Below are 24,048 nucleotides of genomic sequence, written 5' to 3'. Positions count from 1 at the left end.
GCGCGGGCGGCAAGCGCAATTCGGCGTCAGGCCGGCGCGTCCGCCTCCTCGCCGCCGCCCTTGTCGACGCGCACCCGGCGGAAGCGCGGCTCGCGATCCATGCCGGCGACTTCCTTGATCTTCTTGCGCATCTCGTCCCGCTTCTCGTGGATCGAGGCGATTACCGGCCCCACGGCGAGGCCGAGATCGACCAGCACCACTTCGGAAAGCTGGAGCGAGCTCTCCAGCGCCTCGGGCACCGCTTCGCTGGCGCCGGCGCGATAGAGCTCGGCGGCGTGGCCGGAATCGCGGGCGCGGGCGATGATCGGCAGGTTGGGCACCCAGCCGCGCACCCGCTTGGCGAGGCGCACGGTGAGCACCGGATCGTCCATGGTGAGCACCAGCGCCTTGGCATGGCCGAGATTGAGCTTGTCGACCAGTTCGGAGCGGGTGACGTCGCCGAACAGCACATTATAGCCGCCGCGCCGGGCCGCGTTGACGTTGTCGATATCGGCATCGACGCCGATATAGGGCAGATTGTGGCGGCGCAGCATGTCCGCCACCGTCCGGCCGACCCGGCCGAAGCCGATGATGACGGTGCCGTTCTGCACTTCCTCGAGCGCGGGATCGGGGGCCTCCTCCATCTTCGAGCGCTCGATCAGCTGCGCGACGGCGCTGCCCGCCTTGGCGAGCAGCGGCGTGGCGGTGAGGCCGATCGCGGTGACCGTGGTCCAGAAGGCCGCGGTGCTCGGGCTGATCAGCCCGGCCGCGCCGGCCACGCCGAGCACGATCAGCGTGGTCTCGGAAGGGCTGGCCATCAGCACGCCGGCCTCCGCCGCGGTGCCGGCGCGCGCGCCCGAGAGGCGAAGCAGGCCGGTCGTCACCGCCGCCTTGACCAGCATCACCAGCAGCGACGCGCCGAGCAGCGGCGCCCAGTTGTGGACGATGAAGTCGAGATCGAGCCGCATGCCCACGGTGATCAGGAACACGCCGAGCGCCAGGCCCTTGAACGGCGCGGTGATCGCTTCGACTTCGCCATGATATTCGGTCTCGGCGATCAGCAGGCCGGCGATCAGCGCACCGACGATCGGCGAGAGGCCGGCCGCGCTGGTGGCGAGGCTGGCGACGATCACCACGAGCAGGCTGGCGGCAAGGAACAGTTCGGGGCTCTTGGTGCGCGCCGCCTGGGCGAACATGCGCGGCAGCAGCATGCGCCCGCCGACGAACAGGACCGCGACCGTGGCCAGGCCGAAGCCGAGCGTCACGGCGAGCTTGATCCAGCCGGCCTCACCGCCCGCGGCGGGGGCGAGCGCGCCCAGCAGGAAGATGATCGGGACGAGCGCGAGATCCTCGAACAGCAGCATCGCAAAGGCGGAGCGGCCGACCGCGCTGGTGGTGCCGGCGATGGGCAGCACGATCGCGGTGGAGGACAGCGCCAGCGCCAGGCCGAGCCCGATCGCGCCGCCGGTGCTGAGCCCGGTGAGATAGAGGACGGCGGCGAGGATCAGCCCGGCGCCGAGCAGCTCGGTGGCGCCGACGCCGAAGACGAGCGTGCGCATAGACCATAGCCGCTTGAACGACAGCTCGAGGCCGATCGAGAACAGCAGCAGGATGATCCCGAACTCGGCGAACGGCTCGATCGCATGCGCGTCGGAAATGGTGATGTGGTAGAGCCAGGGATTGGTCGGCACCAGGCTGCCCAGGCCGAACGGGCCGACCAGCGCGCCGACCAGGATGAACCCGATCACGGGGCTGATCCTGAAGCGCGCAAAGGCCGGGATCACCAGTCCGGCGGCGCCGAGGATCACCAGCGTATCGCTGAGGCCGCTGTTGCCGAGGTTCAGCATAGGGCGGGCGCTCCCCCTGACTTCACGAAGTTCGCGTTCGGAAGGTCGGATGAGGCGGGAGGGCAGGGTTCCGATTTCGAGAGCGTGCAGGGATTCTGGGGGATTCTGGCCATGCGGATAAGGGCAGCATGGGAAGTCGCGCATTGCAAGGGTGGTGAAAAAATAACCGGCCCGGAAACGGCGACGCGAGATGCGGCATGCGAAGATGGGGGCTGATCTTACTGGCGTTGCAGTAAATATTATTCGGGGAAATCATAAATTAAATATCGAATGAACTGTATCCGGATTGGAACTTTGTCCAGTTGTTGAGGTGTATAGTGCAAGGTATATCCGATTCACTATTTTCTGCGTGGTAAATAGAACTGCACAGGCAGTCGATGGGTCGTTTTCTTGCTGTCTTACGGACGAGGAGAAACGACATGAATATAGAATCCATTCTCGCGCATAGGGCGGATCTACGAAGCCTCAATCGCTTGCGGTTCGATGCCATCGATCGCGGTGATCTGGTCATATCGCCCTTCCTGGCGCCTTGCCGGATAAAGATATTGATGGTGGCCGACGGAACGAATGGCGGGTTCGTCAACGTTACCTATGGCAGGCTTTATTTCAGCCTTTCCGCGCTGTGCGACCTGCTGGAACACAGCCCGGACTGGTGGGTGCGCTACGACCTGACCAAGATGCACCGCCAGACAGATCCGCTGGGCGCAGCAGACAGGAATAATTTCCGTTTCACCGACGCCGATTTCAACATCGATGATTATGACCAGATCTGGTTCTTCGGCGCGCGGCAGAATGTGAACGACAGCCAGCGACTGAGCGATGCGGAACTGGCGATCGTCGCGCGGTGGATGGATGAGAAGCGGGGCGGCGTGTTCGCGGTGGGCGACCATGCCGATCTGGGCGCTTCCTTGTGTGGCCGTATCCCGCGTGTCTCGACGATGCGCAAATGGTCACCCGCGCAAAGCCCGCCGAACGCCACCGGTCCCAACCGGCATGACACGCTGATCAAGGGGCACGACAATTTCTACAATTTCAACGACGAATCGGACGATATTCCGATGAAGGTGCGGGTGCGCCGCTATCCGCTTTGGCCGACTTCGGCCTTCCAGCGCCGCTGGGCGCCGCATCCGGTCCTGTGCGGGAAGAAGGGCGTGATCGACGTGCTGCCCGACCATCCGCACGAAGGCGAAGTGATCGAGCCAACCAACGCCACCGCAACTTTCGGCTTCGGCAGCTACGTCAACAAGCCCGAATATCCCGAGGTGAACGGGCATCGTGAAATGCCCCAGATCATCGCCTGGGCGCGGGTGCAGGGCGATCACACCAACGGGCTGGGTGGCCAGCCGGGCACCGACCGCAACAAGGGGGCGGCCAACGCCAAGGAGTTCGGCGCGGTGGGCGCCTATGACGGGCATGAGGCGAATGTCGGCCGCGTCGTGGTTGATTCGACCTGGCATCATTGGATGGACGTCAACCTGATCGGCCGGCCGCGCACCGGCGATCCGATCGATCCGGTGCCCGATGACGACCCCAAGGCGTTCGGCTTCGAATATACCCCGCAGGGGCGTGAGGCCTATGGGCGTATCAAGGAGTATTTCCTCAACGTCGCCAAGTGGCTGGCCGCGCCGGCGAAGCAGAACTGCATGTTCAAGCGCGCGACCTGGGGCATCGTCATCCGCTATCCGCTCGCCGAGCAATTGAACCCCAAGCTGCCGCTATGGGAACTGGGCAGCTATGCCCGGGATGCCATCGGGCGGCGCGCGTCGCTCTGCACGCTCTATTCCTGGATCCTGCCGCACTTCCCGGAATGGCGGCAGGTATTGCCGAAGGACGTCAGGCTTGTTCCCGATCCCACGCAGGAGCTGGTGACACCGAGTTGGGAGGCGTTCGAAGCCTATGTGCTGGGCGGCGCGACCCGCAAGATGCTCGAATTCGCCTATACGCTGGGCGAAAAGGGCGGCGAGGCCGATGAGCGCCAGGTGGCCGATGCGATGGCCGAGGGGATGAAGCTGGGTGCGGAAAGCTTCAGCAAGGACCTGCAGAAATCACAGGAAGCCAGCCGCCAGTATTTCGATATCGCCGCGCGGGGCGCCGGCGTGAGAGTGACCGCGGCGACCTTCCTCGACGAGCATCGCTGAGCGCCGGAAACCAGAAGGCACCCCGGCAAGGGGCCGGGGTGCCTTTCCGTTCAGTCCAGAAGGGCGCCGGGTCTCAGGCCCAGGCGGCCATCTTGGCTTCGAGGTTTTCGCGGATCGCCTCGAAGAACTGCTCGGTGGTCATCCAGGGCTGGTCCGGGCCGATCAGGATGGCGAGGTCCTTGGTCATCTTGCCGCTCTCCACGGTCTCGATGCAGACCTGCTCGAGCGTCTCGGCGAACTTGGTGACGTCCGGCGTGTTGTCGAACTTGCCGCGGAACGACAGGCCCTGGGTCCAGGCGAAGATCGACGCGATCGGGTTGGTCGAGGTCGCCTTGCCCTGCTGGTGCATGCGATAGTGGCGCGTGACGGTGCCGTGCGCCGCTTCCGCCTCGATCGTCTTGCCGTCCGGCGACATCAGCACCGAGGTCATCAGGCCGAGCGAGCCGAAGCCCTGGGCCACCGTGTCCGACTGGACGTCGCCGTCATAATTCTTGCAGGCCCAGACGAACTTGCCCGACCATTTCAGCGCCGAGGCGACCATGTCGTCGATCAGGCGGTGCTCGTAGACGATGCCGGCATCCTTGAACTTCTGTGCGAACTCGGCGTCGAACGTTTCCTGGAACAGGTCCTTGAAGCGGCCGTCATAGGCCTTGAGGATCGTGTTCTTGGTCGAGAGGTACAGCGGCCAGCCGCGATCGAGCGCATAGTTCATGCTCGCCTTGGCGAAGTCGCGGATCGACTCGTCGAGATTATACATGCCCATGGCGACGCCGGCGGCGGGGAAGTCGAACACTTCATATTCGAGCTCGTCGCCATTGGTGCCGACCCACTTCATCGTGAGCTTGCCGGCGCCGGGCACGCGGAAATCGGTTGCGCGATACTGGTCGCCGAAAGCGTGGCGGCCGACGACGATCGGGTCGGTCCAGCCCGGGACGAGCCTGGGGACGTTCCTGATCACGATCGGCTCGCGGAACACGACGCCGCCCAGGATGTTGCGGATCGTGCCGTTCGGCGACTTCCACATCTTCTTGAGGCTGAACTCCTCGACGCGGGCCTCGTCCGGCGTGATCGTGGCGCACTTCACGCCGACGCCGTACTGCTGGATCGCCTTGGCCGAATCGATGGTGACCTGGTCGTCGGTCGCGTCGCGATTCTCGATCGAGAGGTCGTAGTACTTCAGCTCGACGTCGAGATAGGGGAGGATCAGGCGCTCGCGGATCCACTGCCAGATGATCCGCGTCATTTCGTCGCCGTCGATCTCCACGACGGGCGTTGCAACCTTGATCTTCGCCATTGCTCGCTTGTCCTTTTAAGGGGGTTTGGCGAGCGTCTAGGAGCATGGAGCGGGGGGATCAAGCGCCCCCGCTCCCGGTGTCAGTCGTTCCAGGCCCACCAGAGCTGCGCGGGCGGGATGTTGATCCACTCCATCGCGTGATCGATGTGCGACCAGTGCGGGGTGAGGAAGTTCTTCACGCGCGGGTTGTACTGATAGACCAGGAAGGCGCCGCCCTTGCGGATCACTTCGCGGGTGGCCCTGGCGATCGCGTCGCCCACGCCCGGCGGCAGGGTGGAGAAGGGCAGGCCCGAGGCGATATAGTCGGCATGCTCGAAGCCGTGGTCGCCGATGATCTGCTTCACGTCCGCGGCCGAGCCCAGCACCGCGATCAGGCGCGGATCCGTGATGCTCTGCTTCAGGTAGCGGATGAAATCCGGGTTGGTGTCGATCACGATCAGCTTCGCATCCGGCGCGAGCCGCTCGAGGATCGGCCGGGTGAAGGTGCCGACGCCGGGGCCGTACTCGACGAACAGCTTCGTGTTCTCCCAGTCGACGGGCGCGAGCATCTTGTTGATCGTGAAGCGCGACGAGGGCGCGACGGCGCCGACCATCACCGGGCGCTTCAGGAAAGCGCGGAAGAACATGCCCCAGGGCGACGGCGTGCCGGGCGCGCGGCGGCTACGGGTACGGGCCTTGGCAGCGGTGGAAGCGGGCATGAGCGACCTTATTACAATTCGGGGACAGTCGCGGCATTTGGGCAATTCGAACGAACATGCAAGCGGCACGGTTGCATTTCGCCGCATCCGGGCAGTTGCGCTGTGGGTAAATCCCGCGGCGCTCAGGCGAATTCTACGTGCATCGGCAGTCCGCCGCCCGGCCGGATGCTGGCGCCGGCGATCGGGAAGGGCGCCGACAAGGGCGTGAAACGCGCGGCACGGACGAGCGTGGCGAGCGTGACCACCAGCTCGGTCATCGCAAAGGCAGCGCCCAGGCAGACGCGCGGGCCGGCGCCGAAGGGCATGTAGAGATGCCGGTCGGGCACGGGCATGCCGGGGCCGAAGCGATCGGGGTCGAAGGCGTCGGGGTCGCGCCAATGGCGGCGGTGGCGGTGGAGCGCATAGACGGCGATCAGGATGCGCGTTCCGGCGCGGATCCGGCGGCCGTCGATCTCGGTATCGCGCGCGCAGACGCGGGTGAGCTGATAGCCGGGAGGATAGAGGCGCAGGGTTTCCTGGATCACCTGGCGCGTGAAGGCCAGGCCTTCCAGATGGCGGGGTTCGACCGGGGCGCCGCCGGTGACCGTCTCGACCTCGGCGCGCAGGCGCTCGGCCGTGGGCGCGTGTGCGGCGGCGAGCCAGAGCGCCCAGCCCAGTGTGACGGCGCTGGTCTCGTGGCCGGCGAGGATGAAGCCGAGCAGGTTGTCGCGCAGCAGCCCGTCGTCCATCGGGCGGCCGGTCTCCGGATCGGTCGCATCGAGCAGCAGGTCGACCAGGTCGCCGCGCGGCCGGGCGGCTCGGCGGCGGGCGATCATCCGATCGACATCGGCGCGGAGCAGCGTGGCTTCGGGCGCGGGCTTGTTCAACTTGCCGCGATGGGCGCGGTCCGGGAGGAAGAGATAGCTGAGCCGCCGATATTCGAGCTGGTCGAGAAAGGCGCCGACGCGCGCTTCCGTCTCGGTCCGCTCGAAATCCTCGCCGCCCGAAAGGACGGTGTCGAGGATCACGTCGAAGGCGATCCGGCCGGTTTCGGCGGCGATGTCGAGCGGCTGGGCGGCGGCGCGCCAGCGTGCGAGGGCGGCCTCGGCGGCGGCGCGCATGCGCGGGGCGAGCGCGGCCATCTGCGCGGCGCGGAACGCGGGTGCCGCGGCGCGGCGCTGCCAGCGCCACTCGGCGCCTTCGACGGCGACCAGCCCCTCGCCCCAGGCCGGGTGCATCACTCGGCGCCACAGATCGCCATGGCGGAAATCCTCGGCATGCTCGACCATCGCGGCGCGAACCGCCGCGGGATCGGTGAGGAACACGGGCGCGCCGGGGAAGGGCGGGCGCCAGCTCGTTCCCTCGAACAAGGCGCGCGGCCAGGCGGCGATCGGATTGCGCATGGCGGCGGGCAGGATCCGCCAGGGCAGGATGCTCGCGAACGGCTCGGGACGGGGCGGATGGAGCAAGGCGGCACCGCCGCCCCCGGTTTCGGCAAGGTCCCGAATCGCGCCGTCCGCCAGCATCGCAGTCCCCCGATGACGATGCGGCGTTCCCTACGCCCCAAAAACCTGGCCGGAAAGAGGCGCTCGCCCGCGTTGTGTTGGCCGCGACACGGGGCTAGAGGCTTCCAATGGCATCTATGGACAAGCCCCCGCTGGGGACCTCGACGGTGAAGTGGCGTTTCCCGGACATCCACCCCGAGGGGCGCAAATATGTGGCCATCGCCGCCGCGATCGCCCTGGCGAGCCTGTTCATCTTCGATTTCATCACCTGGCCGCTGGTGTTCCTCGCCTTCGGCGTCGCGGCGTTCTTCCGCGATCCGATCCGTGTGACGCCGCAGGGAGAGGGGATGCTGGTGGCGCCCGCCGATGGACTGGTGACGATGATCCAGCCGGTGGAGCTGCCCCCCGAACTGCGCGGTCCCCAGGCGCTGGGCGACGCACCGATGGTGCGCGTCTCGATCTTCATGAGCGTGTTCGACGTCCATGTGAACCGTACGCCGATCACCGGCACGATCCGGCACGTGATCTATATCTCGGGCCGCTTCCTCAACGCCGATCTCGACAAGGCGAGCGAGGAGAATGAGCGCCAGCACTTCATCGTCGAGGACAAGCACGGCCTGCGCATCGGCTTCACCCAGATCGCCGGCCTGGTCGCACGGCGGATCGTGAGCTTCACCAAGCCGGGTGACATGGTCGTCGCCGGCCAGCGCGTCGGCCTGATCCGCTTCGGCAGCCGTGTCGACGTGTTCCTGCCCGCGGACTATGTCGCGCAGGTCACGCTCGGCCAGCGGACGATCGCGGGCGAGACGATCATCGCCAGGAAGGGAGCCGCCGCCGTCAGCGGCATCTCGCAGTGAGCGACCGGCGCGAGGAGCGCGTGTTGCGTCCGCGCCGAATGCGACGCATGCGGCGGATGCGCCCGGTGCGCGGGATACCGCTGCGTGCCATCGCGCCCAACGCCATCACCGCGCTCGCACTGTGCTCGGGCCTGACCGCGATACGGTTCGCGATCGACGGGAAATGGGAATTGGCGGTCCTGATGGTGCTCATCGCCGGGCTGCTCGACGGCGTGGACGGCAAGATCGCCCGGATGGTGCGCGGCGAGAGCCGGTTCGGCGCCGAGCTGGACAGCCTGTCGGACGCGATCTCGTTCGGCGTGGCGCCGGCGCTGATCCTGTACCTGTGGTCGTTGCAGGCGCTCGGCCGGTTCGGCTGGATGATCGCACTCGTCCATGCGCTGTTCTGTGCGCTGCGCCTCGCCCGGTTCAACGCCCAGATCGATGCCGAGGAGCAGCCGCACAAGTCCGCCGGCTTCCTCACCGGCGTACCCGCGCCCGCGGCCGCCGTGCTCGCGCTGCTGCCGCTCTATCTGTGGCTGTTCACCGACGAGCCGCACCTGCGCTCGCCGATCGTGGTCGCGCCGTGGAGCGCGTTCGTCGCGGTGCTGATGATCTCCAGCGTCGCCACCTTCGCGCCGCACGTCCGGCTGAAGCAGCGCATCCGCTTCGAGGCGATCGCCGTGCTGGTGGTGCTGGTCGCGGCACTGGTGGCCACGCCCTGGCCGACGCTTGCGGCGATCGCGATCCTGTACCTCGTGTCGATCCCGCTCAGCGTGCGCAGCTATCGCCGGATCAGGCAGCTGCGCGCAGCGGGAACGCCGCGGGGCGGCGCGCCGGAGCCGGATAGCGAACGGTAACGCGGGCCTGTGCCGGTTCGGGCAGCGGCGCCGCGAGAGTGCGGCCGGTCAGTTCCCGCATGCGGGGAAGGGCGGCCGCGATCGACGAGAAGATCGTCCAGCCGGCGACGGCGAAGGCAGCGGCGAACAGCAGAACGGCAAGCAGTGCAGTCATCACTTGGCTCCCAAAACGCGCCCTACCTGGCAAGAATCCTGCGATTCCAATCCCTTGGCGCCCGCTGACGTTCCCTGTCTGCGTTGTGAACCCTTTATGTTCCGCTAACGTTCCGTTGTCAAGCGGTTGTTCCCCGCATGTTCCGGCTCGCCGGAGCGGAGCCCCGCCAGGCAATCCGCCCATCTCGATACTTGCGCCGCCGCTCGCTTTCGAGTAAGCGCGCCGCTCTCAACCCGCATGGGAAGCATCATAAGCCGGTGTCGCGCTTCGCGATCACTCGCTTCCCAGAGGCACAACCGGAAGGAGTTATCCCTATGGCGGCACCCGTCGTCACCCTGCAGCAGCTGCTCGAGTCGGGCGCGCACTTCGGTCACCAGACCCACCGCTGGAACCCGAAGATGAAGCCCTACATCTTCGGCGAGCGCAACGGCGTCCACATCATCGACCTCTCGCAGACCGTGCCGCTCTTCGCGCGCGCGCTCGAGTTCGTGAACTCCACCGTCGCCGCCGGCGGCAAGGTCCTCTTCGTCGGCACCAAGCGCCAGGCGCAGGAGCCGATCGCCGAGGCCGCGCGCCGCGCGAACCAGCACTTCGTCAACCATCGCTGGCTGGGCGGCATGCTCACCAACTGGAAGACCATCTCGCAGTCGATCAAGCGCCTCAAGACGCTCGAGGAGCAGCTTTCCGGCGACACGCACGGCCTGACCAAGAAGGAAGTGCTGCAGCTCACCCGCGAGCGCGACAAGCTCGAGCTCTCGCTCGGCGGCATCCGCGACATGGGCGGCCTGCCCGACGTGATGTTCGTGATCGACGCGAACAAGGAAGAGCTGGCGATCAAGGAAGCCAACACGCTCGGCATCCCGGTCGTGGCGATCCTCGATTCGAACGTCTCGCCCGACGGCATCGCGTTCCCGGTTCCGGCGAACGACGACGCCTCGCGCGCCATCCGCCTGTACTGCGAGGCGATCGCCATCGCGGCGACCCGCGGCAACCAGGACCGCCAGGCGAGCTTCGGCGTCGACCTGGGCGCCCAGGAAGAGGCGCCGGTCGAGCCGGCCCTGACCGAGGCTTCGGAGCAGGCCGTCGAAGGCGAGCGCCAGATCGACGCCTGACTTGCAAGTGATTGTCTCCGAACTGACATAGGCGCGCACTAGGCGCCCGGTCAGTTCGGAACGACGCCTTATCCCCCGTTCGCCTCCGGATCAGGTCCGGGGTTGTCGAAGCCCCGCCCTTCTTTCCGGAGCGGCAAGCGAGACGGCCCTTCGACACGCTCGGGACGAACGGGGTTTTGACATACCGGCGGGGCAAGCGCCCGCCGCAACCAAGAGGAAAGAGACATGGCCGAGATCACTGCTGCTGCCGTGAAGGAGCTCCGCGAGAAGAGCGGCGCCGGCATGATGGACTGCAAGAAGGCGCTGACCGAGACCAATGGCGACCTCGAGGCCGCCAGCGACTGGCTGCGCTCCAAGGGCCTGGCCGCCGCCGCCAAGAAGTCGAGCCGCACTGCGGCCGAGGGTCTGGTCGGCGTTGCGGTCGCCGGCACCAAGGGCGTGGCCGTCGAAGTCAATTCGCAGACCGATTTCGTCGCCAAGAACGAGATCTTCCAGACCTTCGTGCGCGACGTGACGTCGGTCGCGCTCGAGCTGGGCGACGATATCGAGGTGATCAAGGCGGCGCCGCTGCCGGCCGGCACCGTCGAGGAAGTGCTGACCAACAACATCTCGACGATCGGCGAGAACCAGGTCCTGCGCCGCGCCAAGCTGGTGCAGGTGTCGCAGGGCGCGGTGATTCCGTACGTCCACAACGCCGCGGCCCCGGGCCTGGGCAAGATCGGCGTGCTCGTCGCGCTCGAGAGCGATGCCGGCGTCGACGTGCTCGAGCCGCTGGGCAAGCAGGTCGCGATGCACATCGCGGCGGCCTTCCCGCTGGCGCTCGACGAGAGCGGCCTGGACCAGGAGACGCTGGAGCGCGAGCGCGCGATCGCCAAGGAGAAGGCGGCCGAGAGCGGCAAGCCGGCCGACATCATCGACAAGATGGTCGAAGGCGCGGTGAAGAAGTTCGCCAAGGAGAACGCGCTGCTCAGCCAGCTGTTCGTCATGGACGGCAAGACCCCGATCGCGGACGTGATCGCCAAGGCCGGCAAGGACGCGGGTTCGTCGATCGTGCTCAAGGACTATGTCCGCTTCCAGCTCGGCGAGGGCATCGAGAAGGAAGAGAGCGACTTCGCCGCCGAAGTGGCCGCGACGGCGGGCCTCACCAAGTAAGGTCTTCCCGGACCTGAATGCGCGGGCGCGGCATCCCCGGGGTGCCGCGCCCGTTTGCGTTCGGGGCCCGCATCGTGCAGCTTCGCCGGGATGCGGGGGTTCGGAACCAGGACGCGGATCGTGCTGATCGGAGGGATCGCGCTGATCCTGTGCGGCTATGGCTGGTGGTTCCTGGCGCCGCGCGGGGCGGAGGTTCCCGATGCCGAGATCGAGATCACCAACGCCTCGGCCCGTCCGGCCTCGTCGGACGAGCCGGAGGCATTCGCGAAGTTGCCGTTGTTCGATGCGGCGACCGGCAAATGGATCGCCGACGGCAAGGTCCATGCTTCCGCCATCGGGCTGGTGCGGCCGCACCTGAGCCCCTGGGGCCCGGACGATGTCGGCCTGTATCTGCCGGTGCGTCTGGCGGAAGGGGCGGGCAAGCGCGAGATGCAGGTGGCGATGCGCGCGCTGGCACGCGAGGGGATATGCCTGGTGGTCTTTCTCGCCCCGGGCATGGATGGTGGGCCGCTCGTCCGGATCCGGCGCGTGGCGGACGGGCGCGGCGGCATGATCACCTGCCGGGACCGGTTGAATCCGTCGAGGCCATAGGATCGATCGACCAGCAGGCACCTCGGCCTCGCATGGCCGTCACCCCGGCCCGGTTCTGCACGCTAAATCCACGCAACTCCGGCTTGGCATATAGGGGGCGCTCCTCTAGGGTCCGCGCCGCTCCCAGTATCCGTCGTAACCAAAGGCTCCGATGACCGCTCCCCGATTCAAACGCATCCTCCTCAAACTCTCGGGCGAGGTCCTGATGGGGCAGGGACAGTTCGGCATCGATCCGGACACCTGCGAGCGCGTGGCGCTCGAAGTGAAGGATGCCAAGGAGAGTGGCCTCGAGATCTGCATGGTCGTCGGCGGCGGCAACATCTTTCGCGGGCTCGCCGGCGCGGCCCAGGGCTTCGACCGCGCTTCCGCCGATTACATGGGCATGCTCGCCACGGTGATGAATGCGCTGGCGATGCAGAACGCGCTCGAGAAGATCGGCGTGGATACCCGCGTCCAGTCGGCCATCCCGATGGCTTCGGTCTGCGAGCCCTATATCCGCCGCCGTGCCGAGCGGCACATGGAGAAGGGCCGCGTGGTCCTGTTCGCCGCGGGCACCGGACTGCCCTTCTTCACCACCGATACCACCGCGGCGCTGCGCGCGGCCGAGATGCAGTGCGACGCGCTGTTCAAGGGCACTTCGGTGGACGGCGTCTATGACGCGGACCCCAAGAAGGTGAAGACGGCAAAGCGTTACGATACGCTGAGCTACGACCGGGTCCTCGCAGACAATCTGAAGGTGATGGACGCCTCCGCGGTCGCGCTGTGCCGCGACAACGACATTCCGATCGTCGTGTTCAACATTCGCGATGCCGGCAACCTCACCCGCGTGCTGCGCGGTGAAGGCACGTCGACGATCGTTCAGAACGAACCCCAATTCGCATAGATAAGAGGAGCCGATAATGGCCGCATACGACAAGGCCGACCTCGAGCGCCGCATGCACGGCGCGGTGGAGTCGCTGAAGCATGACCTGGCGGGCCTGCGCACCGGCCGCGCGAGCGCGACGCTGCTCGATCCGGTGACGGTCGAGGTCTATGGCGCACACATGCCGATCAACCAGGTGGCCACTGTCTCGGCGCCCGAGCCGCGCCTGCTCTCGGTGCAGGTATGGGACAAGACCAATGTCGGCCCGGTGGACAAGGCGATCCGCTCGGCGGGCCTCGGCCTCAACCCGATCGTCGACGGCCAGACGCTGCGCCTGCCGATCCCGGATCTGACCGAGGAGCGGCGCAAGGAACTCGCCAAGCTCGCCAGCCAATATGCCGAAAAGGCCCGCATCGCGGTGCGCAACGTGCGCCGCGATGGCAATGACAGCCTGAAGGCCGACGAGAAGAAGGGGCTGTTCGGCGAGGATGACCGCAAGCGCCACGAGACCGAGGTGCAGAAGCTGACCGACAGCACCATCGCCGACATCGACGCGGCGGCGAGCGCCAAGGAAAAGGAAATCCTGGGCAAGTGAGCCTGGATTCCGCCTCTTCCCCGTCTTTTCCCGTCACTCTCGCGAAAGCGGGGACCCATCTCCTGTCGGCGCCGCGTCGCACAACAGCCGTTGTGTGACAGGCCCGCCGGAGAGATGGCCCGCCGCTTTCGCGGGGGTGACGGTGGTGGTTCGCACGATGGCCGCCAAGCCGGTTCCCGCGTCGGAAGGCACCGCGCCGCCGCGCCATGTCGCCATCATCATGGACGGCAACGGGCGCTGGGCGAAGAAGCGCCTGCTGCCGCGCATCGCCGGGCACAAACAGGGTGTCGAGGCCGTGCGGCGCATCAGCCGCGCCGCGCGCAAGCTCGGCATCGAGGTGCTGACGCTCTACGCCTTCTCCTCGGAGAATTGGCGGCGGCCGGAAGAGGAGGTCCGTGACCTGATGGGCCTGCTTCGCCACTTCCTGGCGAGCGAGCTGGACGAGTTGGTCTCCGAGGGCGTGAAACTCCGCGTGATCGGCGCGTGGCGAAAGCTGTCGCCCGATCTGGTCGCGATGATCGACGGGGCGATCGCGCGCACCGCTGGCAATCCGGGGCCGACGCTGGTGATCGCGCTCAACTATGGCGCCCAGGCCGAGCTGGCCGAAGCGGCGCGGACGCTTGCCGAGAAGGCGAAGGCAGGCGAGATCGATCCCGCGGACATCGACGAGAAGGCGTTCGAAGCGGCGCTCGATACCGGCGACCTGCCGCCGCTCGACCTGCTGATCCGCACCTCCGGCGAGCAGCGCCTGTCGAACTTCCTGCTCTGGCAGGCGGCCTATGCCGAGTTCCTGTTCGTCGACACGCTCTGGCCGGATTTCGACGAGGACGCACTGGCCGGGGCGCTCGCGCAATATGGCCGGCGCCAGCGGCGTTTCGGGGGCTTGTGAGCAGGACCGGTTCCGAGCTCGCCACCCGGCTGGGCGTCGCCTTCGTGCTGATCGGCCTGGCCTTCGCCGCGCTCTATGCGGGCGGGCTGGGCTTCTGGCTGGTGGTCAGCGTCGCCGGCGTGTTGATGATGGGCGAATGGGCGCTGCTCGCGGGCGCGAACTTTCGGGGCAAGCGGCTCGCCCAATATGCGGTGTCGGTGCCGCTCGCCGCGATGGCGCCGGACCTGGCGGCCGGGCCGGGTTTCCTGGCGCTGGGGCTGATCATCGGCGCTTTCTTCTTCCTCATGATCGTCACGAAGCGCGCGCAACTGGCATTCGGCGCCTTCTATGTCGGTCTGCCGATCCTCGCATTGGTGCTTCTCCGCGAGCAGCCCGGGCATGGCCTGCTGCTGACCTTCTGGGCGATGGCGCTGGTCTGGGCGTGCGACAGCGCCGCCTATTTCGCCGGCCGCGCCATCGGCGGGCCCAGGCTCGCCCCGGCGATCAGCCCGAACAAGACCTGGGCCGGGTTCCTGGGCGGGATCGCGGGCGCGACGCTTTTCGCCTTCGTGCTGGTCTGGCTGTGCGACTTGCCGGCCGCGCTCGCCTGGGCGACGCCGTTGCTCGCGGTGCTCGCGCAGCTCGGCGACTTGTTCGAGAGCCATTTGAAGCGCGTGGCAGGCGTGAAGGATTCGGGCAATCTGCTGCCCGGCCATGGCGGCATGCTCGATCGGCTGGACGGGCTGGTCGCGACTGCGCCGGTGGCGGCCTTGCTGGTGCTCTGGCTGGTCCGATGAGGCGCAGCGTCACGATCCTGGGCGCCACCGGATCGGTGGGCGGCTCGACGCTCGACCTGATCGAGCGCGAACCCGAGCGATTCGAAGTGGTTGCGCTCACCGCCAATTGCGATGTCGAAAAGCTTGCCGCCGCCGCGATCCGCACCGGCGCGCGCCATGCGGTGGTTGCCGACGAAAGCTGCCTGCCGGCGCTCCGCGCTCGGCTGGCAGGGACGGGGATCGCCGCCGCGGGTGGCCCGCGGGCGGTCTGCGAGGCGGCCCGGATGGGCGCCGACTGGACGATGGCGGCGATCGTCGGGCTCGCGGGCCTGGGGTCCGCGATGGCGGCGATCGAGGGCGGCGGCACGGTGGTGCTCGCCAACAAGGAGCCCCTGGTCTCGGCCGGCGACCTGGTGACCGCGGCGGCACGGCGCCACGGCGCCACGATCCTGCCCGCCGATTCGGAGCATAATGCCATCTACCAATGCTTCGATTTCGCCCGGCCGGAGCGGGTCAGGCGGATCATCCTGACCGCGAGCGGCGGCCCGTTCCGCGATTGGGACGTCGCGGCGATGCGCGGCGTGACACCGGCCCAGGCCTGCGCGCATCCCAACTGGTCGATGGGCGCCAAGATCTCGGTCGATTCGGCGACGATGATGAACAAGGGGCTCGAGCTGATCGAGGCGGCGCGGCTCTTTCCCGTGGCGAACGAGGCGCTGGAGATTCTCGTGCATCGCCAGTCGGTTATCCACTCGATGGTGGAATATGTCGATGGTTCGGTGCTCGCGCAGATGGGTCCGTCGGACATGCGCGTGCCGATCGCGCACACGCTCGCCTGGCCCGACCGGATGGCAACGCCGATGCCGCCGCTCGACTTTGTGGCAATGGCAAGGCTGGACTTCGCGGCGCCCGATCCGGTGCGCTTCCCGGCATTGCGGCTGGCGCGCGAGGCGCTGGAGGCGGGGGGCGCCCGCCCGGCGATCCTGAATGCCGCCAATGAAGTGGCGGTTGCGGCCTTCCTTGCGGGCCGTCTCAACTTTCTTGAAATTGCCGCAATCTCTGCCGATACGCTTGATCGCTATGACCCGGTCGCTCCGGAAAGCCTCGAAGCCGTTTGGGCAATCGACGCCGAGGCTAGGCGGATCGCGGGCGAGCGTGTGAAGGACGGCGTCGCTTGATTCAAAATCCCGGCATCCTGGTCACCATATTCGCATTCATGCTGGTGCTGGGGCCGCTCGTGTTCCTGCACGAGCTGGGCCATTACCTTGCCGGCCGCTGGTTCGGCGTGAAGGCCGAGGAGTTCTCGATCGGCTTCGGCCGCGAGGTGGCGGGCTTCACCGACCGGCGCGGAACCCGGTGGAAGTTCGGCTGGCTGCCCCTGGGCGGCTATGTTCGCTTCGCGGGCGACATGAACCCGGCCAGCCAGCCTTCGCCCGAATGGCTTTCGCTGCCGGCGCAGCAGCGCGCGCAGACCTTCCAGGCCAAGCCGCTTTGGCAACGCGCGATCATCGTCGCCGCCGGGCCCATCATGAACTTCCTCGTCGCGATCGCGATTCTGGGCGCCTTCGCGGTCGCGTTCGGACAGAATGTCACGCCGCCCGTGGTCGGCCAGGTCGATCCGGCCGGGGCCGCGGCGCATGCGGGGCTGCAGGCGGGCGACCGGATCACCACGCTCGACGGGCGGCGGATCGACGATTTCCGTGATCTCCAGCTCTTCACCGCGCTGCGTGCCGGCGAGACCGTGACGATCGCCTTCGAGCGGGGCGGGCAGGAGCGCAGCGTCGCCGCCACGATCGGCACGCTCAAGGAAAAGGATCGCTTCGGCAACATCTCCACGCGCGGCGTGCTCGGCTTCTACGGCGTCAGGCCGGTGATGCAGCCGGTGGCGCTCTGGGAAGCGCCGGTGGTGGGACTGACGCAGACCATCGACATCGTGCGCACCACGGTGGAAGGGCTGAAGCGCATCATTCTCGGCCGCATTCCCGTGAGCGAACTGGGCGGGCCGCTGAAGATCGCCCAGGTTTCGGGCCAGAGTCTCGCGATGGGACCGCTCGAACTGGTGTATCTGATCGCGCTGATTTCGATTAATCTGGGATTCATCAACCTGTTGCCAGTCCCGGTGCTGGATGGCGGCCATCTTCTGTTCTACGCAGTGGAAGCCGTTCGCCGCCGCCCGGTGGAGCCGCAGGTGATGGAATGGGCCTATCGTGGCGGTTTGGTCGCAATTCTCGCGCTCATGCTGTTCGTTACGTTCAACGATCTCGGCGCGTTCGGCGTGTGGAGAAGTCTGGCCGGGTTGATCGGCTGATGTGGTTCGTGCAGGGCGGTGCAAGCCGCGTGGCTGACGGCCGGGTATTTTGATTCCGACTGGGGTGGGATGGTGACTGCGATCAAGGCAACGAAAATCGGCGCGCGCGCCACGGCGACCCTCCTCGCGGGCACGATGCTCTCGGGCATGGCGGCCGCACAGACTGCGCCCCAGACGGCTCCGGCCGCCACGCCCCCGGCAGCGCAGGCCGCTCCGGCTCCCGCTGTTCCCGCCCCGGTGACGCGCACGATCAAGTCGATCCGCGTCCAGGGCTCGCAGCGCATCGAGTCCGAGACGGTGATGAGCTACACCCGCCTGCGCGTGGGCGACGCCTATACCAACGAGACGATCGACCAGGCGATCAAGGACCTGCTCGCGTCCGAGCTGCTCGCCGATGTGACGATCGAAGGCGTCGAGACCGGCGACCTGGTGATCCGCATCCGGGAGAACCCGGTGATCAACCGCGTGATCTACGAGGGCAACAAGCGGCTCAAGGAAGACAAGATCAAGAAGGAAGTGAAGCTGGCGCCGCGCCAGATCTTCACCCGCACGGCCGTGCGCGCCGACGTGGCGCGCATCATCGAGCTCTATCGCCGCCAGGGCCGGTTCGCCGCCGTGGTCGAGCCGAAGATGGTCAGCCTCGACCAGAATCGCGTCGACGTGATCTTCGAAGTCCATGAAGGGCCCAAGTCCAAGGTCCGCCAGATCAACATCATCGGCAATACCGTGTTCTCCGACGGCAAGCTGCGCGGCGAGATGGCGACCAAGGTGGCGAGCCTCACGCACCTGATGAGCTCGAACACGAGCTACGACCAGGATCGCCTGGCCTATGACCAGCAGAAGCTCCGCCAATTCTACCTGACCAACGGCTATGCCGATTTCCGCGTGATCTCGGCCGTGGCCGAGCTGACGCCGGACAAGAAGGACTTCATCATCACTTACGTGGTGGAGGAAGGCCCGCGCTACAAGTTCGGCCCGGTGAGCGTCGACAGCGCGATCCGCGACTTCGACGACAAGAAGCTCGCCGCCGCGCTGAGCATCAAGGAAGGCGACTGGTACAACGCCAAGGCCGTGGAAGACACGGTTGAGCAGCTGAGCGAGACCGCCGGCATTGCGGGCTATGCCTTTGCCGATGTGCGCCCCGAGTTCCAGCGTGACAAGGACACGCTGACCATGGCGATGAACTTCCACATCGCGGAAGCCAATCGCACCTATATCGAGCGCATCGACATCACCGGCAACCGCCAGACCCAGGACAAGGTGATCCGCCGCGAATTCCGCGTGGCCGAGGGCGACGCCTTCAATACCTTCCTGGTCAAGCGCTCGCAGGACCGCATCAACTCGCTCGGCTATTTCCAGGACAAGTTCGAGATCGAGCGTGTCGAGGGCTCGGCGCCGGATCGCATCGTGCTCAAGGCCAATGTGGAAGAGCGTGCCAATGGCGAGCTGACGCTGTCGGCCGGCTTCTCGAGCCTCGAGCAGTTCATCCTCCAGGCCTCGATCCGCCAGCGCAACTTCCGCGGCATGGGCCAGACGGTGTCCGCCTCGGTCGACTATTCGACTTATTCCAAGTCGGTGGAACTGGGGTTCACCGAGCCCTATCTGTTCGACAAGAACATCGCGCTGGGCGGCACGATCTTCCGCCGCGACTATAACGCGTTCAACTATATCGGTTCGGACCGCTCGACGACCTACAGCCAGGTCTCGACCGGCTTCCAGATCGTGGCCGGCGTACCGCTGACCGAATATTGGACGCTGTCGGGCCGCTATTATCTGGCCCAGGACAATGTGACGCTCGACAAGGCGAGCTTCTACACCAACGGTGTCTGCGATCCGCTCAAGGCCGGCCGCTATTATTGCGAGGCGGTGGGCAACCGCATCACGTCGCTGGTCGGCCTGACGCTGACCTATGACAGCCTGAACAGCCGCATCCGCCCGTCGCGCGGCCAGCGCCTGTCGCTCAGCGGCGACTTCGCCGGCCTGGCCGGCGACGTGCGCTATCTGCGCGCGCGCCTGGATGCCGACAAATATTGGAATGTCGGCAGTGGCTTCATCGCCTCGGTTTCGGTCGAGGGCGGCCTGATCCACAGCCTGGAGAAGGCGAGCGGCCCGGGCATCGATCCGGTGCGCATCACCGACCGGTTCTATCTGGGCGAGCCGCAGTTCCGCGGCTTCGACATCCGCGGCGTCGGCCCGCGCGTCCAGCGCATCAACTATACCGGCGACCCGACCATGGGGACCCAGCTGCTGGTGACCGACCGCGACCAGATCGTCGACGACGCGATCGGCGGCAAGGCCTATTACCTCACCAAGGCCGAGCTGGAGATCCCGCTGGGCGCCGGCGCGGCCGAGATGGGCCTGCGCCCGTCGATCTTCATCATGGCGGGCAGCCTGTTCAACATCACCCGCCCGGGCAAGACGATCGAGTTCGCCCAGGCGAAGGACACCAACGGCAACCTGCTGTACAACAAGGACGGTTCGCCAACGCTGCTGCCCAAGGATAATTTCATCAAGGATTCGGCGGGCAACCAGCTCTACATCGTGAGTGCGTCCGACCCGACCAATTCGGGCTTCTATACCACCTGCAAGGTCGGTTATTCGGCGAGCGCGACCGCGCCGTGCGTCGGTACCTCGATCAACGCCATCGCCAACCAGCCGATCGCGCCCTTCTTCGAGCGCTATGTCGGCGACACCGCTTCGCCGCGCCTGTCGATCGGCTTCGGCGTGAACTGGAATTCGCCCTTCGGCCCGCTGCGTATCGATGTGGCCAAGACGTTGCTCCACGCCAAGGGCGACGACACCAAGCTTGTAACCTTCAACGTAGGGACTCAATTCTGATGATTACCAAGAAGCGCATTCTCGCCGCGCTGCTCGCGGCGCCCGCCGCGCTTGTCGTCGCGGCTCCCGCGCACGCACAGGTCAACGGCATCGCCACCGCCAGCCCGGTTCGCGTCATCGACGCCAGCAAGGCGTTCACCGCCGCCCAGCAGCAGATCCAGACGACCTACAAGGCGGCGTTCGACCAGATCAATGCCCGTCGTCAGGCCGCGCAGAAGGAAGCCGAGCCGCTTCTCGCGCAGCTCGACACCAACAAGGACAAGAAGGTCGACGACGCCGAGCTCAAGGCTGCCCAGGCCGCCAAGAATCCGGTGCTCGACAAGATCGCGGCGATCCAGAACGCGGCGAACACCGACGTCCAGAAGCTGAGCAACCCGGCCGCCCGCGCCGAGCTGTTCGCGATCGAATCGATCCTGCGCCAGTATGAGCCCGCCCAGCTGCGCGTCGTCACCGCGCGCAAGATCAGCGTCGTGCTCTCGCCGGAAGTCTTCATGTACGCCCCCGATTCGGCCGATATCAGCGACGCGATCACCGCCGAGCTCGACAAGTCGGTGCCGACGGTGAGCATCCAGGCGCCGGCCGATTGGCAGCCGGCGCGCGAGACGCTGGCGATGCAGCAGCAGCTGGCCCAGATCGAGCAGATCCGCGCCTACCAGGCAGCGGCGCAGCAGCAGCAGCGCGGTGCGGGTGCCGCGCCGGCGCCGGCCGCGCCCGCAGGTGCCAAGCCGGCCGGCAACAAGCCCGCCGAGCCGCGGTGAGCGAGGACGTTTCGGCAGCCGCCGCCGCTCCGGAGAAGTCCGGGGGCCCGCTGAACATTCAGCGGGTGATGGCGGCGCTGCCGCATCGCTACCCGATGCTGCTCGTCGATCGCGTCGAGGAGCTGGTCCCCGACCAGCGAATCGTCGCGATCAAGGCGGTCAGCATGAACGAGGAATTCTTCCAGGGGCATTTCCCGGGAAGGCCGATCATGCCCGGCGTCCTCCAGGTGGAGGCGCTGGCGCAGGCGGCGGGCGTGCTGGCGGTGGAGAGCCTCGGCCTCGCCGGTTCGGGCAAGCTCGTCTATTTCATGTCGATCGACGGGGTGAAGTTCCGCAAGCCGGTCGAGCCCGGCTGCCTGCTTCGCCTCGAAGTCGAGTTCGTCCAGAAGCGTTCGCGGGTCTGCAAGTTCGCCGGCCGCGCGCTGCTCGACGGCGAAGTCGCCACCGAATGCGAGTTCACCGCGATGATCGCGGATCCGCCCGCGGCGTGAGCCATGGGCGCGCCTGTTGATTTTCACGCGAAGGCGCAAAGGCACGAAGATTCCGTTCGCGCAGAGGCGCAGAGAGCACGGAGAAGTCGATTTCGCGTGTGCCGCGATAGCGGCCTTCCTCAATCGCCGGAGAATGAGGGTGATCGCGCATCGCGCGCGAAACCCCTTGGCGCTCTCTGCGCCTCTGCGCGAACCTAAAACCTTCTTCTTCGTGCCTTTGCGCCTTCGCGTGAAAATCGAATTTGCGCGGAAGCGGCCGCAATTCGGCACCAAGTTGCATCCCGCGCTGCTCTCTGCTAGGCGCGCGCCTCCGCTGCCGGTCGGAAACCGGCGGCTTTCCAAGGAATTCGACGTGAAGAAAGACACTCACCCCGACTATCACATGATCAAGGTGCAGATGACCGACGGCACCGTGTACGAGACCCGCTCCACCTGGGGCAAGGAAGGCGACACGATGACCCTCGACATCGATCCGCTGGCGCATCCGGCCTGGACCGGTGGTTCGCAGCGTCTTCTCGATCAGGGTGGTCAGGTCGCGCGCTTCAACAAGCGCTTTGGCGGCCTCAACCTCGGCAAGAAGTAATTCCCTGGGCTTTCGGCGCGTTACGACGTTAACGCGCCGTTAGCCAGCCAGGGCTAGCTTGCCTGTCATGGCAAGCGCAGCACGAGCATTCGCAGCGGAATTCGAACCGGCCGAGGAGCTTGGCCGGCGGCGTTCGATGCGCGCGCCCGTGTCGCTCGACGCGAAGATCGGCCGGGGCGGCCTCGATCGCGCGCTGTGCAAGGTGGTCGACGTGTCGCTGCACGGCGCCCGCATCCAGACCTATTCGCTGATCAAGGCCAGTTCGATGATCTGGCTGGCGCTGCCGGGGATCGGGCACGTCGCGGCACGCGTCGTCTGGTCCAATGATTTCGAGGCCGGCCTCGAATTTCAGACCGCGCTGACTCCCGAAGCTTTCGAGACACTTACGACGTAGCGACGGCATCGTGCGCCGAAAGGCGGCGCGGTGCGATTGCGTTCGACCGCAAGATAGGACATCCTCGCCCGAATTCACCTGCTGGGGAAACTGGTGATGATAAAGGGTCTGCTGCTTTGCGCGGCGGCGTGTGCCGCGCCCATGACGGCTATGGCGGGCGAGAAGGACCTGCCGATCGTCCCCAATCTCAGGGCTTTGCTCGCTGCCGATGGCGTCGCGCGCACGGTCCCCGGCCGGAAGCTGGTCCGCCCGCGGCCCACGACCTTCATGCCGATCGCCTATCGCGGACTGGAGGGTGGCGAGATTCGCACGCTGCCTATCACGTCTCTGCCGCAGGAGCCGATCCGGCTCACCACCGATTTCTCGATCGCCGAATTGCGCGCCCGGCCGCTTCGGCATCTCGCGGCATTGGATACCGGTGCAGATGCGACCAGCGCGCGGGGCGGCAGCTGGGCGGTGTACGACATACTTTCCGACTACAGGAAACCGCGCTTCCGCCGCTCCGCGTTCAGCACGATGCTGGTGTTGCGCATCGATGGCGAGGAAGGCAGCGCGCCGCTCAGCGTGGGCGGCGGCGGGGTTGCCTCCGCCATATGGCAGGTGATGCCGGGGAACTGACGCCCGGCGCGCCTCGGCCCAGCGGCCGGGCGCTCAGTTGGCCTTCTGCTTCTGCGCGACGAGATTGAGCACCAGGCCGGCATATTCGTTGTTCGGATCGAGCGCCTTGGCCTGGTTCGCGGCATTGGCGGCGCTCGGCATGTCGCCCAGCGCGATGAAGCCGATGCCCTTCGCCGCGATCAGATTGGCGCGGCCCGGGCCGTCCATGTCGCGGTCGCCGGCAAGGAATTTGTCGATGAACGGCGCCATCTCGCCATAGGCGGAGAGGCTGAGCAGCGTCGCGACATATTCCTTGGCCAGGTCGTGCTGGTTCGGCGCGATCGCCAGCCCCTTGGCGTAGCTGGCCTTGGCGGCGGCATAATCCTCCATCTCGTACTGGATCCAGCCGACGGCATAGGCGAGCTCGGCATAATGGAGGTTGGTCAGCACGAAATTGGAACCGGCCGGGAAGCCGTCGATCGCGCGGCCGGCTTTGGCGGCGTCGGCATAGGCGAGATACTGGTGCTCGTCATAGACGCGCACTTCATCGCCGCAGCGCTCGGGCGCTGGCATGGCTGCGGGGAGGGGCGCATAGCGCTTCTGCAGGGTCGGGAGCAGGGCCGCGAAGCCGGGCTTGTCCTGCGCCTTCATCAGCGCGAAGGCCTTCTCGATCTCGGGCTGGGCCGCGGCGGCCCAGGCGGCCTTGTCCTCGCAGGGGCCGGCAAGGGCGGCGCCCGGCGCGAGCAGGGCGATGGCGGCGATCGTTGCGAGCCAGCGTGTGTACATGCTCATATCCCCCTGGCCCATGTCCCCTGGCCCGTGCCCGGCGATGA

At 66.8% G+C, this 24,048-nt stretch carries 24 protein-coding genes; 18 read left to right on the top strand and 6 right to left on the bottom strand.

What is annotated here, in order from left to right:
• Window positions 1-26 precede the first annotated feature (26 nt).
• The gene (locus CAP40_RS12865) at window positions 27-1,826 is read right to left on the bottom strand and encodes a cation:proton antiporter (RefSeq protein ID WP_086129898.1); all 1,800 of its coding nucleotides are present in this window, start codon (window positions 1,824-1,826) and stop codon (window positions 27-29) included.
• A gap of 551 nt (window positions 1,827-2,377) precedes the next feature.
• Here CAP40_RS12865 and CAP40_RS12860 point away from each other — a divergent pair.
• On the top strand, window positions 2,378-3,964 hold the full coding sequence (locus CAP40_RS12860) for a hypothetical protein (protein ID WP_144034347.1): 1,587 nt from the start codon (window positions 2,378-2,380) through the stop codon (window positions 3,962-3,964).
• A 73-nt stretch (window positions 3,965-4,037) separates the two neighbouring features.
• On the opposite strand, the gene CAP40_RS12855 is transcribed toward CAP40_RS12860, so the two are convergent.
• From CAP40_RS12855 to CAP40_RS12845, 3 genes are all read right to left on the bottom strand, one after another.
• Window positions 4,038-5,258: an NADP-dependent isocitrate dehydrogenase gene (locus CAP40_RS12855; protein WP_086129896.1), complete on the bottom strand. Its 1,221-nt coding sequence runs from the start codon at window positions 5,256-5,258 to the stop codon at window positions 4,038-4,040.
• 80 nt (window positions 5,259-5,338) lie between these two features.
• On the bottom strand, window positions 5,339-5,956 hold the full coding sequence (locus tag CAP40_RS12850) for a class I SAM-dependent methyltransferase (protein ID WP_086129895.1): 618 nt from the start codon (window positions 5,954-5,956) through the stop codon (window positions 5,339-5,341).
• Window positions 5,957-6,078: 122 nt separating this feature from the next.
• Entirely contained in the window at window positions 6,079-7,461 is a 1,383-nt protein-coding gene (locus CAP40_RS12845; RefSeq protein WP_086129894.1) for a cytochrome P450, read from the bottom strand.
• A 107-nt stretch (window positions 7,462-7,568) separates the two neighbouring features.
• On the opposite strand from CAP40_RS12845, the gene CAP40_RS12840 reads away from it, so the two are divergent.
• Together CAP40_RS12840 and CAP40_RS12835 are read left to right on the top strand one after the other, a co-directional pair.
• Complete coding sequence (locus CAP40_RS12840; protein WP_086129893.1) at window positions 7,569-8,297, top strand: phosphatidylserine decarboxylase; 729 nt, start codon at window positions 7,569-7,571, stop codon at window positions 8,295-8,297.
• A 47-nt stretch (window positions 8,298-8,344) separates the two neighbouring features.
• A complete protein-coding gene (locus CAP40_RS12835; protein ID WP_086129892.1) occupies window positions 8,345-9,136 on the top strand; it encodes a phosphatidylcholine/phosphatidylserine synthase in 792 nt (263 codons plus the stop codon).
• On the opposite strand, the gene CAP40_RS12830 is transcribed toward CAP40_RS12835, so the two are convergent.
• The gene (locus CAP40_RS12830) at window positions 9,072-9,290 is read right to left on the bottom strand and encodes a hypothetical protein (RefSeq protein WP_086129891.1); all 219 of its coding nucleotides are present in this window, start codon (window positions 9,288-9,290) and stop codon (window positions 9,072-9,074) included. The two genes, CAP40_RS12835 and CAP40_RS12830, sit on opposite strands and share 65 nt — an antisense overlap.
• Before the next feature lie 314 nt (window positions 9,291-9,604).
• On the opposite strand from CAP40_RS12830, the gene rpsB reads away from it, so the two are divergent.
• The 15 genes from rpsB (at window position 9,605) to CAP40_RS12755 (ending at window position 23,236) form a co-directional block, all read left to right on the top strand.
• Window positions 9,605-10,402, top strand: a complete 798-nt coding sequence (rpsB, locus tag CAP40_RS12825) for a 30S ribosomal protein S2 (RefSeq protein WP_086129890.1) — start codon at window positions 9,605-9,607, stop codon at window positions 10,400-10,402.
• Window positions 10,403-10,627: 225 nt separating this feature from the next.
• Window positions 10,628-11,554, top strand: a complete 927-nt coding sequence (gene tsf, locus CAP40_RS12820; RefSeq protein WP_086129889.1) for a translation elongation factor Ts — start codon at window positions 10,628-10,630, stop codon at window positions 11,552-11,554.
• Between the two features lie 90 nt (window positions 11,555-11,644).
• Window positions 11,645-12,145 (top strand): hypothetical protein, encoded by a 501-nt coding sequence (locus CAP40_RS12815; protein ID WP_086129888.1) that lies wholly within the window; start codon window positions 11,645-11,647, stop codon window positions 12,143-12,145.
• A gap of 151 nt (window positions 12,146-12,296) precedes the next feature.
• On the top strand, window positions 12,297-13,028 hold the full coding sequence (gene pyrH, locus CAP40_RS12810; RefSeq protein ID WP_086129887.1) for a UMP kinase: 732 nt from the start codon (window positions 12,297-12,299) through the stop codon (window positions 13,026-13,028).
• Between the two features lie 16 nt (window positions 13,029-13,044).
• A complete protein-coding gene (frr, locus tag CAP40_RS12805) occupies window positions 13,045-13,602 on the top strand; it encodes a ribosome recycling factor (protein ID WP_086129886.1) in 558 nt (185 codons plus the stop codon).
• 157 nt (window positions 13,603-13,759) lie between these two features.
• Window positions 13,760-14,491 (top strand): isoprenyl transferase, encoded by a 732-nt coding sequence (locus CAP40_RS12800; RefSeq protein ID WP_086129885.1) that lies wholly within the window; start codon window positions 13,760-13,762, stop codon window positions 14,489-14,491.
• The gene (locus CAP40_RS12795) at window positions 14,488-15,267 is read left to right on the top strand and encodes a phosphatidate cytidylyltransferase (protein WP_086129884.1); all 780 of its coding nucleotides are present in this window, start codon (window positions 14,488-14,490) and stop codon (window positions 15,265-15,267) included. Before CAP40_RS12800 ends, CAP40_RS12795 begins: the two co-directional genes overlap by 4 nt.
• Window positions 15,264-16,424 (top strand): 1-deoxy-D-xylulose-5-phosphate reductoisomerase, encoded by a 1,161-nt coding sequence (dxr, locus tag CAP40_RS12790; protein WP_086129883.1) that lies wholly within the window; start codon window positions 15,264-15,266, stop codon window positions 16,422-16,424. The genes CAP40_RS12795 and dxr overlap by 4 nt, the downstream gene beginning before the upstream one ends.
• The gene (rseP, locus tag CAP40_RS12785) at window positions 16,421-17,554 is read left to right on the top strand and encodes an RIP metalloprotease RseP (RefSeq protein WP_086129882.1); all 1,134 of its coding nucleotides are present in this window, start codon (window positions 16,421-16,423) and stop codon (window positions 17,552-17,554) included. Before dxr ends, rseP begins: the two co-directional genes overlap by 4 nt.
• Before the next feature lie 69 nt (window positions 17,555-17,623).
• Window positions 17,624-20,392 (top strand): outer membrane protein assembly factor BamA, encoded by a 2,769-nt coding sequence (bamA, locus tag CAP40_RS12780; protein WP_179188147.1) that lies wholly within the window; start codon window positions 17,624-17,626, stop codon window positions 20,390-20,392.
• Window positions 20,392-21,150 (top strand): OmpH family outer membrane protein, encoded by a 759-nt coding sequence (locus tag CAP40_RS12775; protein ID WP_256924171.1) that lies wholly within the window; start codon window positions 20,392-20,394, stop codon window positions 21,148-21,150. Before bamA ends, CAP40_RS12775 begins: the two co-directional genes overlap by 1 nt.
• Window positions 21,147-21,641, top strand: a complete 495-nt coding sequence (gene fabZ / locus CAP40_RS12770; RefSeq protein ID WP_256924170.1) for a 3-hydroxyacyl-ACP dehydratase FabZ — start codon at window positions 21,147-21,149, stop codon at window positions 21,639-21,641. The genes CAP40_RS12775 and fabZ overlap by 4 nt, the downstream gene beginning before the upstream one ends.
• 352 nt (window positions 21,642-21,993) lie before the next feature.
• Window positions 21,994-22,224 carry a 50S ribosomal protein L31 gene (gene rpmE / locus CAP40_RS12765; RefSeq protein WP_086130097.1) on the top strand — a complete coding sequence of 77 codons (231 nt, stop codon included), beginning with the start codon at window positions 21,994-21,996 and terminating at the stop codon, window positions 22,222-22,224.
• A 67-nt stretch (window positions 22,225-22,291) separates the two neighbouring features.
• Window positions 22,292-22,618 (top strand): PilZ domain-containing protein, encoded by a 327-nt coding sequence (locus CAP40_RS12760; RefSeq protein WP_086129880.1) that lies wholly within the window; start codon window positions 22,292-22,294, stop codon window positions 22,616-22,618.
• Between the two features lie 141 nt (window positions 22,619-22,759).
• Complete coding sequence (locus CAP40_RS12755) at window positions 22,760-23,236, top strand: hypothetical protein (protein ID WP_179188145.1); 477 nt, start codon at window positions 22,760-22,762, stop codon at window positions 23,234-23,236.
• Between the two features lie 33 nt (window positions 23,237-23,269).
• Here the strand turns inward: CAP40_RS12755 and CAP40_RS12750 are convergent, their stop codons facing one another.
• On the bottom strand, window positions 23,270-24,001 hold the full coding sequence (locus tag CAP40_RS12750) for a hypothetical protein (RefSeq protein ID WP_144034344.1): 732 nt from the start codon (window positions 23,999-24,001) through the stop codon (window positions 23,270-23,272).
• Window positions 24,002-24,048 lie beyond the last annotated feature (47 nt).

The sequence above is a fragment of the Sphingomonas sp. IBVSS2 genome, from assembly GCF_002127225.1.
Taxonomy (GTDB): domain Bacteria; phylum Pseudomonadota; class Alphaproteobacteria; order Sphingomonadales; family Sphingomonadaceae; genus Sphingomonas.
Note: the sequence above shows the minus strand (reverse complement) of the source record. Positions and strands in the feature narration are given on the sequence as shown.

What these genes read in the sequence shown, in the direction of transcription:
- CAP40_RS12865 (WP_086129898.1), bottom strand. Translation starts at nt 1,826, where the DNA reads ATGCTGAACCTCGGCAACAGCGGCCTCAGCGATACGCTGGTGATCCTC.
- CAP40_RS12855 (WP_086129896.1), bottom strand. Translation starts at nt 5,258, where the DNA reads ATGGCGAAGATCAAGGTTGCAACGCCCGTCGTGGAGATCGACGGCGAC.
- CAP40_RS12850 (WP_086129895.1), bottom strand. Translation starts at nt 5,956, where the DNA reads ATGCCCGCTTCCACCGCTGCCAAGGCCCGTACCCGTAGCCGCCGCGCG.
- CAP40_RS12845 (WP_086129894.1), bottom strand. Translation starts at nt 7,461, where the DNA reads ATGCTGGCGGACGGCGCGATTCGGGACCTTGCCGAAACCGGGGGCGGC.
- CAP40_RS12840 (WP_086129893.1), top strand. Translation starts at nt 7,569, where the DNA reads ATGGCATCTATGGACAAGCCCCCGCTGGGGACCTCGACGGTGAAGTGG.
- CAP40_RS12835 (WP_086129892.1), top strand. Translation starts at nt 8,345, where the DNA reads ATGCGGCGGATGCGCCCGGTGCGCGGGATACCGCTGCGTGCCATCGCG.
- CAP40_RS12830 (WP_086129891.1), bottom strand. Translation starts at nt 9,290, where the DNA reads ATGACTGCACTGCTTGCCGTTCTGCTGTTCGCCGCTGCCTTCGCCGTC.
- rpsB (WP_086129890.1), top strand. Translation starts at nt 9,605, where the DNA reads ATGGCGGCACCCGTCGTCACCCTGCAGCAGCTGCTCGAGTCGGGCGCG.
- tsf (WP_086129889.1), top strand. Translation starts at nt 10,628, where the DNA reads ATGGCCGAGATCACTGCTGCTGCCGTGAAGGAGCTCCGCGAGAAGAGC.
- CAP40_RS12815 (WP_086129888.1), top strand. Translation starts at nt 11,645, where the DNA reads ATGCGGGGGTTCGGAACCAGGACGCGGATCGTGCTGATCGGAGGGATC.
- pyrH (WP_086129887.1), top strand. Translation starts at nt 12,297, where the DNA reads ATGACCGCTCCCCGATTCAAACGCATCCTCCTCAAACTCTCGGGCGAG.
- frr (WP_086129886.1), top strand. Translation starts at nt 13,045, where the DNA reads ATGGCCGCATACGACAAGGCCGACCTCGAGCGCCGCATGCACGGCGCG.
- CAP40_RS12800 (WP_086129885.1), top strand. Translation starts at nt 13,760, where the DNA reads ATGGCCGCCAAGCCGGTTCCCGCGTCGGAAGGCACCGCGCCGCCGCGC.
- dxr (WP_086129883.1), top strand. Translation starts at nt 15,264, where the DNA reads ATGAGGCGCAGCGTCACGATCCTGGGCGCCACCGGATCGGTGGGCGGC.
- bamA (WP_179188147.1), top strand. Translation starts at nt 17,624, where the DNA reads ATGGTGACTGCGATCAAGGCAACGAAAATCGGCGCGCGCGCCACGGCG.
- CAP40_RS12775 (WP_256924171.1), top strand. Translation starts at nt 20,392, where the DNA reads ATGATTACCAAGAAGCGCATTCTCGCCGCGCTGCTCGCGGCGCCCGCC.
- CAP40_RS12760 (WP_086129880.1), top strand. Translation starts at nt 22,292, where the DNA reads ATGGCAAGCGCAGCACGAGCATTCGCAGCGGAATTCGAACCGGCCGAG.
- CAP40_RS12755 (WP_179188145.1), top strand. Translation starts at nt 22,760, where the DNA reads ATGACGGCTATGGCGGGCGAGAAGGACCTGCCGATCGTCCCCAATCTC.
- CAP40_RS12750 (WP_144034344.1), bottom strand. Translation starts at nt 24,001, where the DNA reads ATGTACACACGCTGGCTCGCAACGATCGCCGCCATCGCCCTGCTCGCG.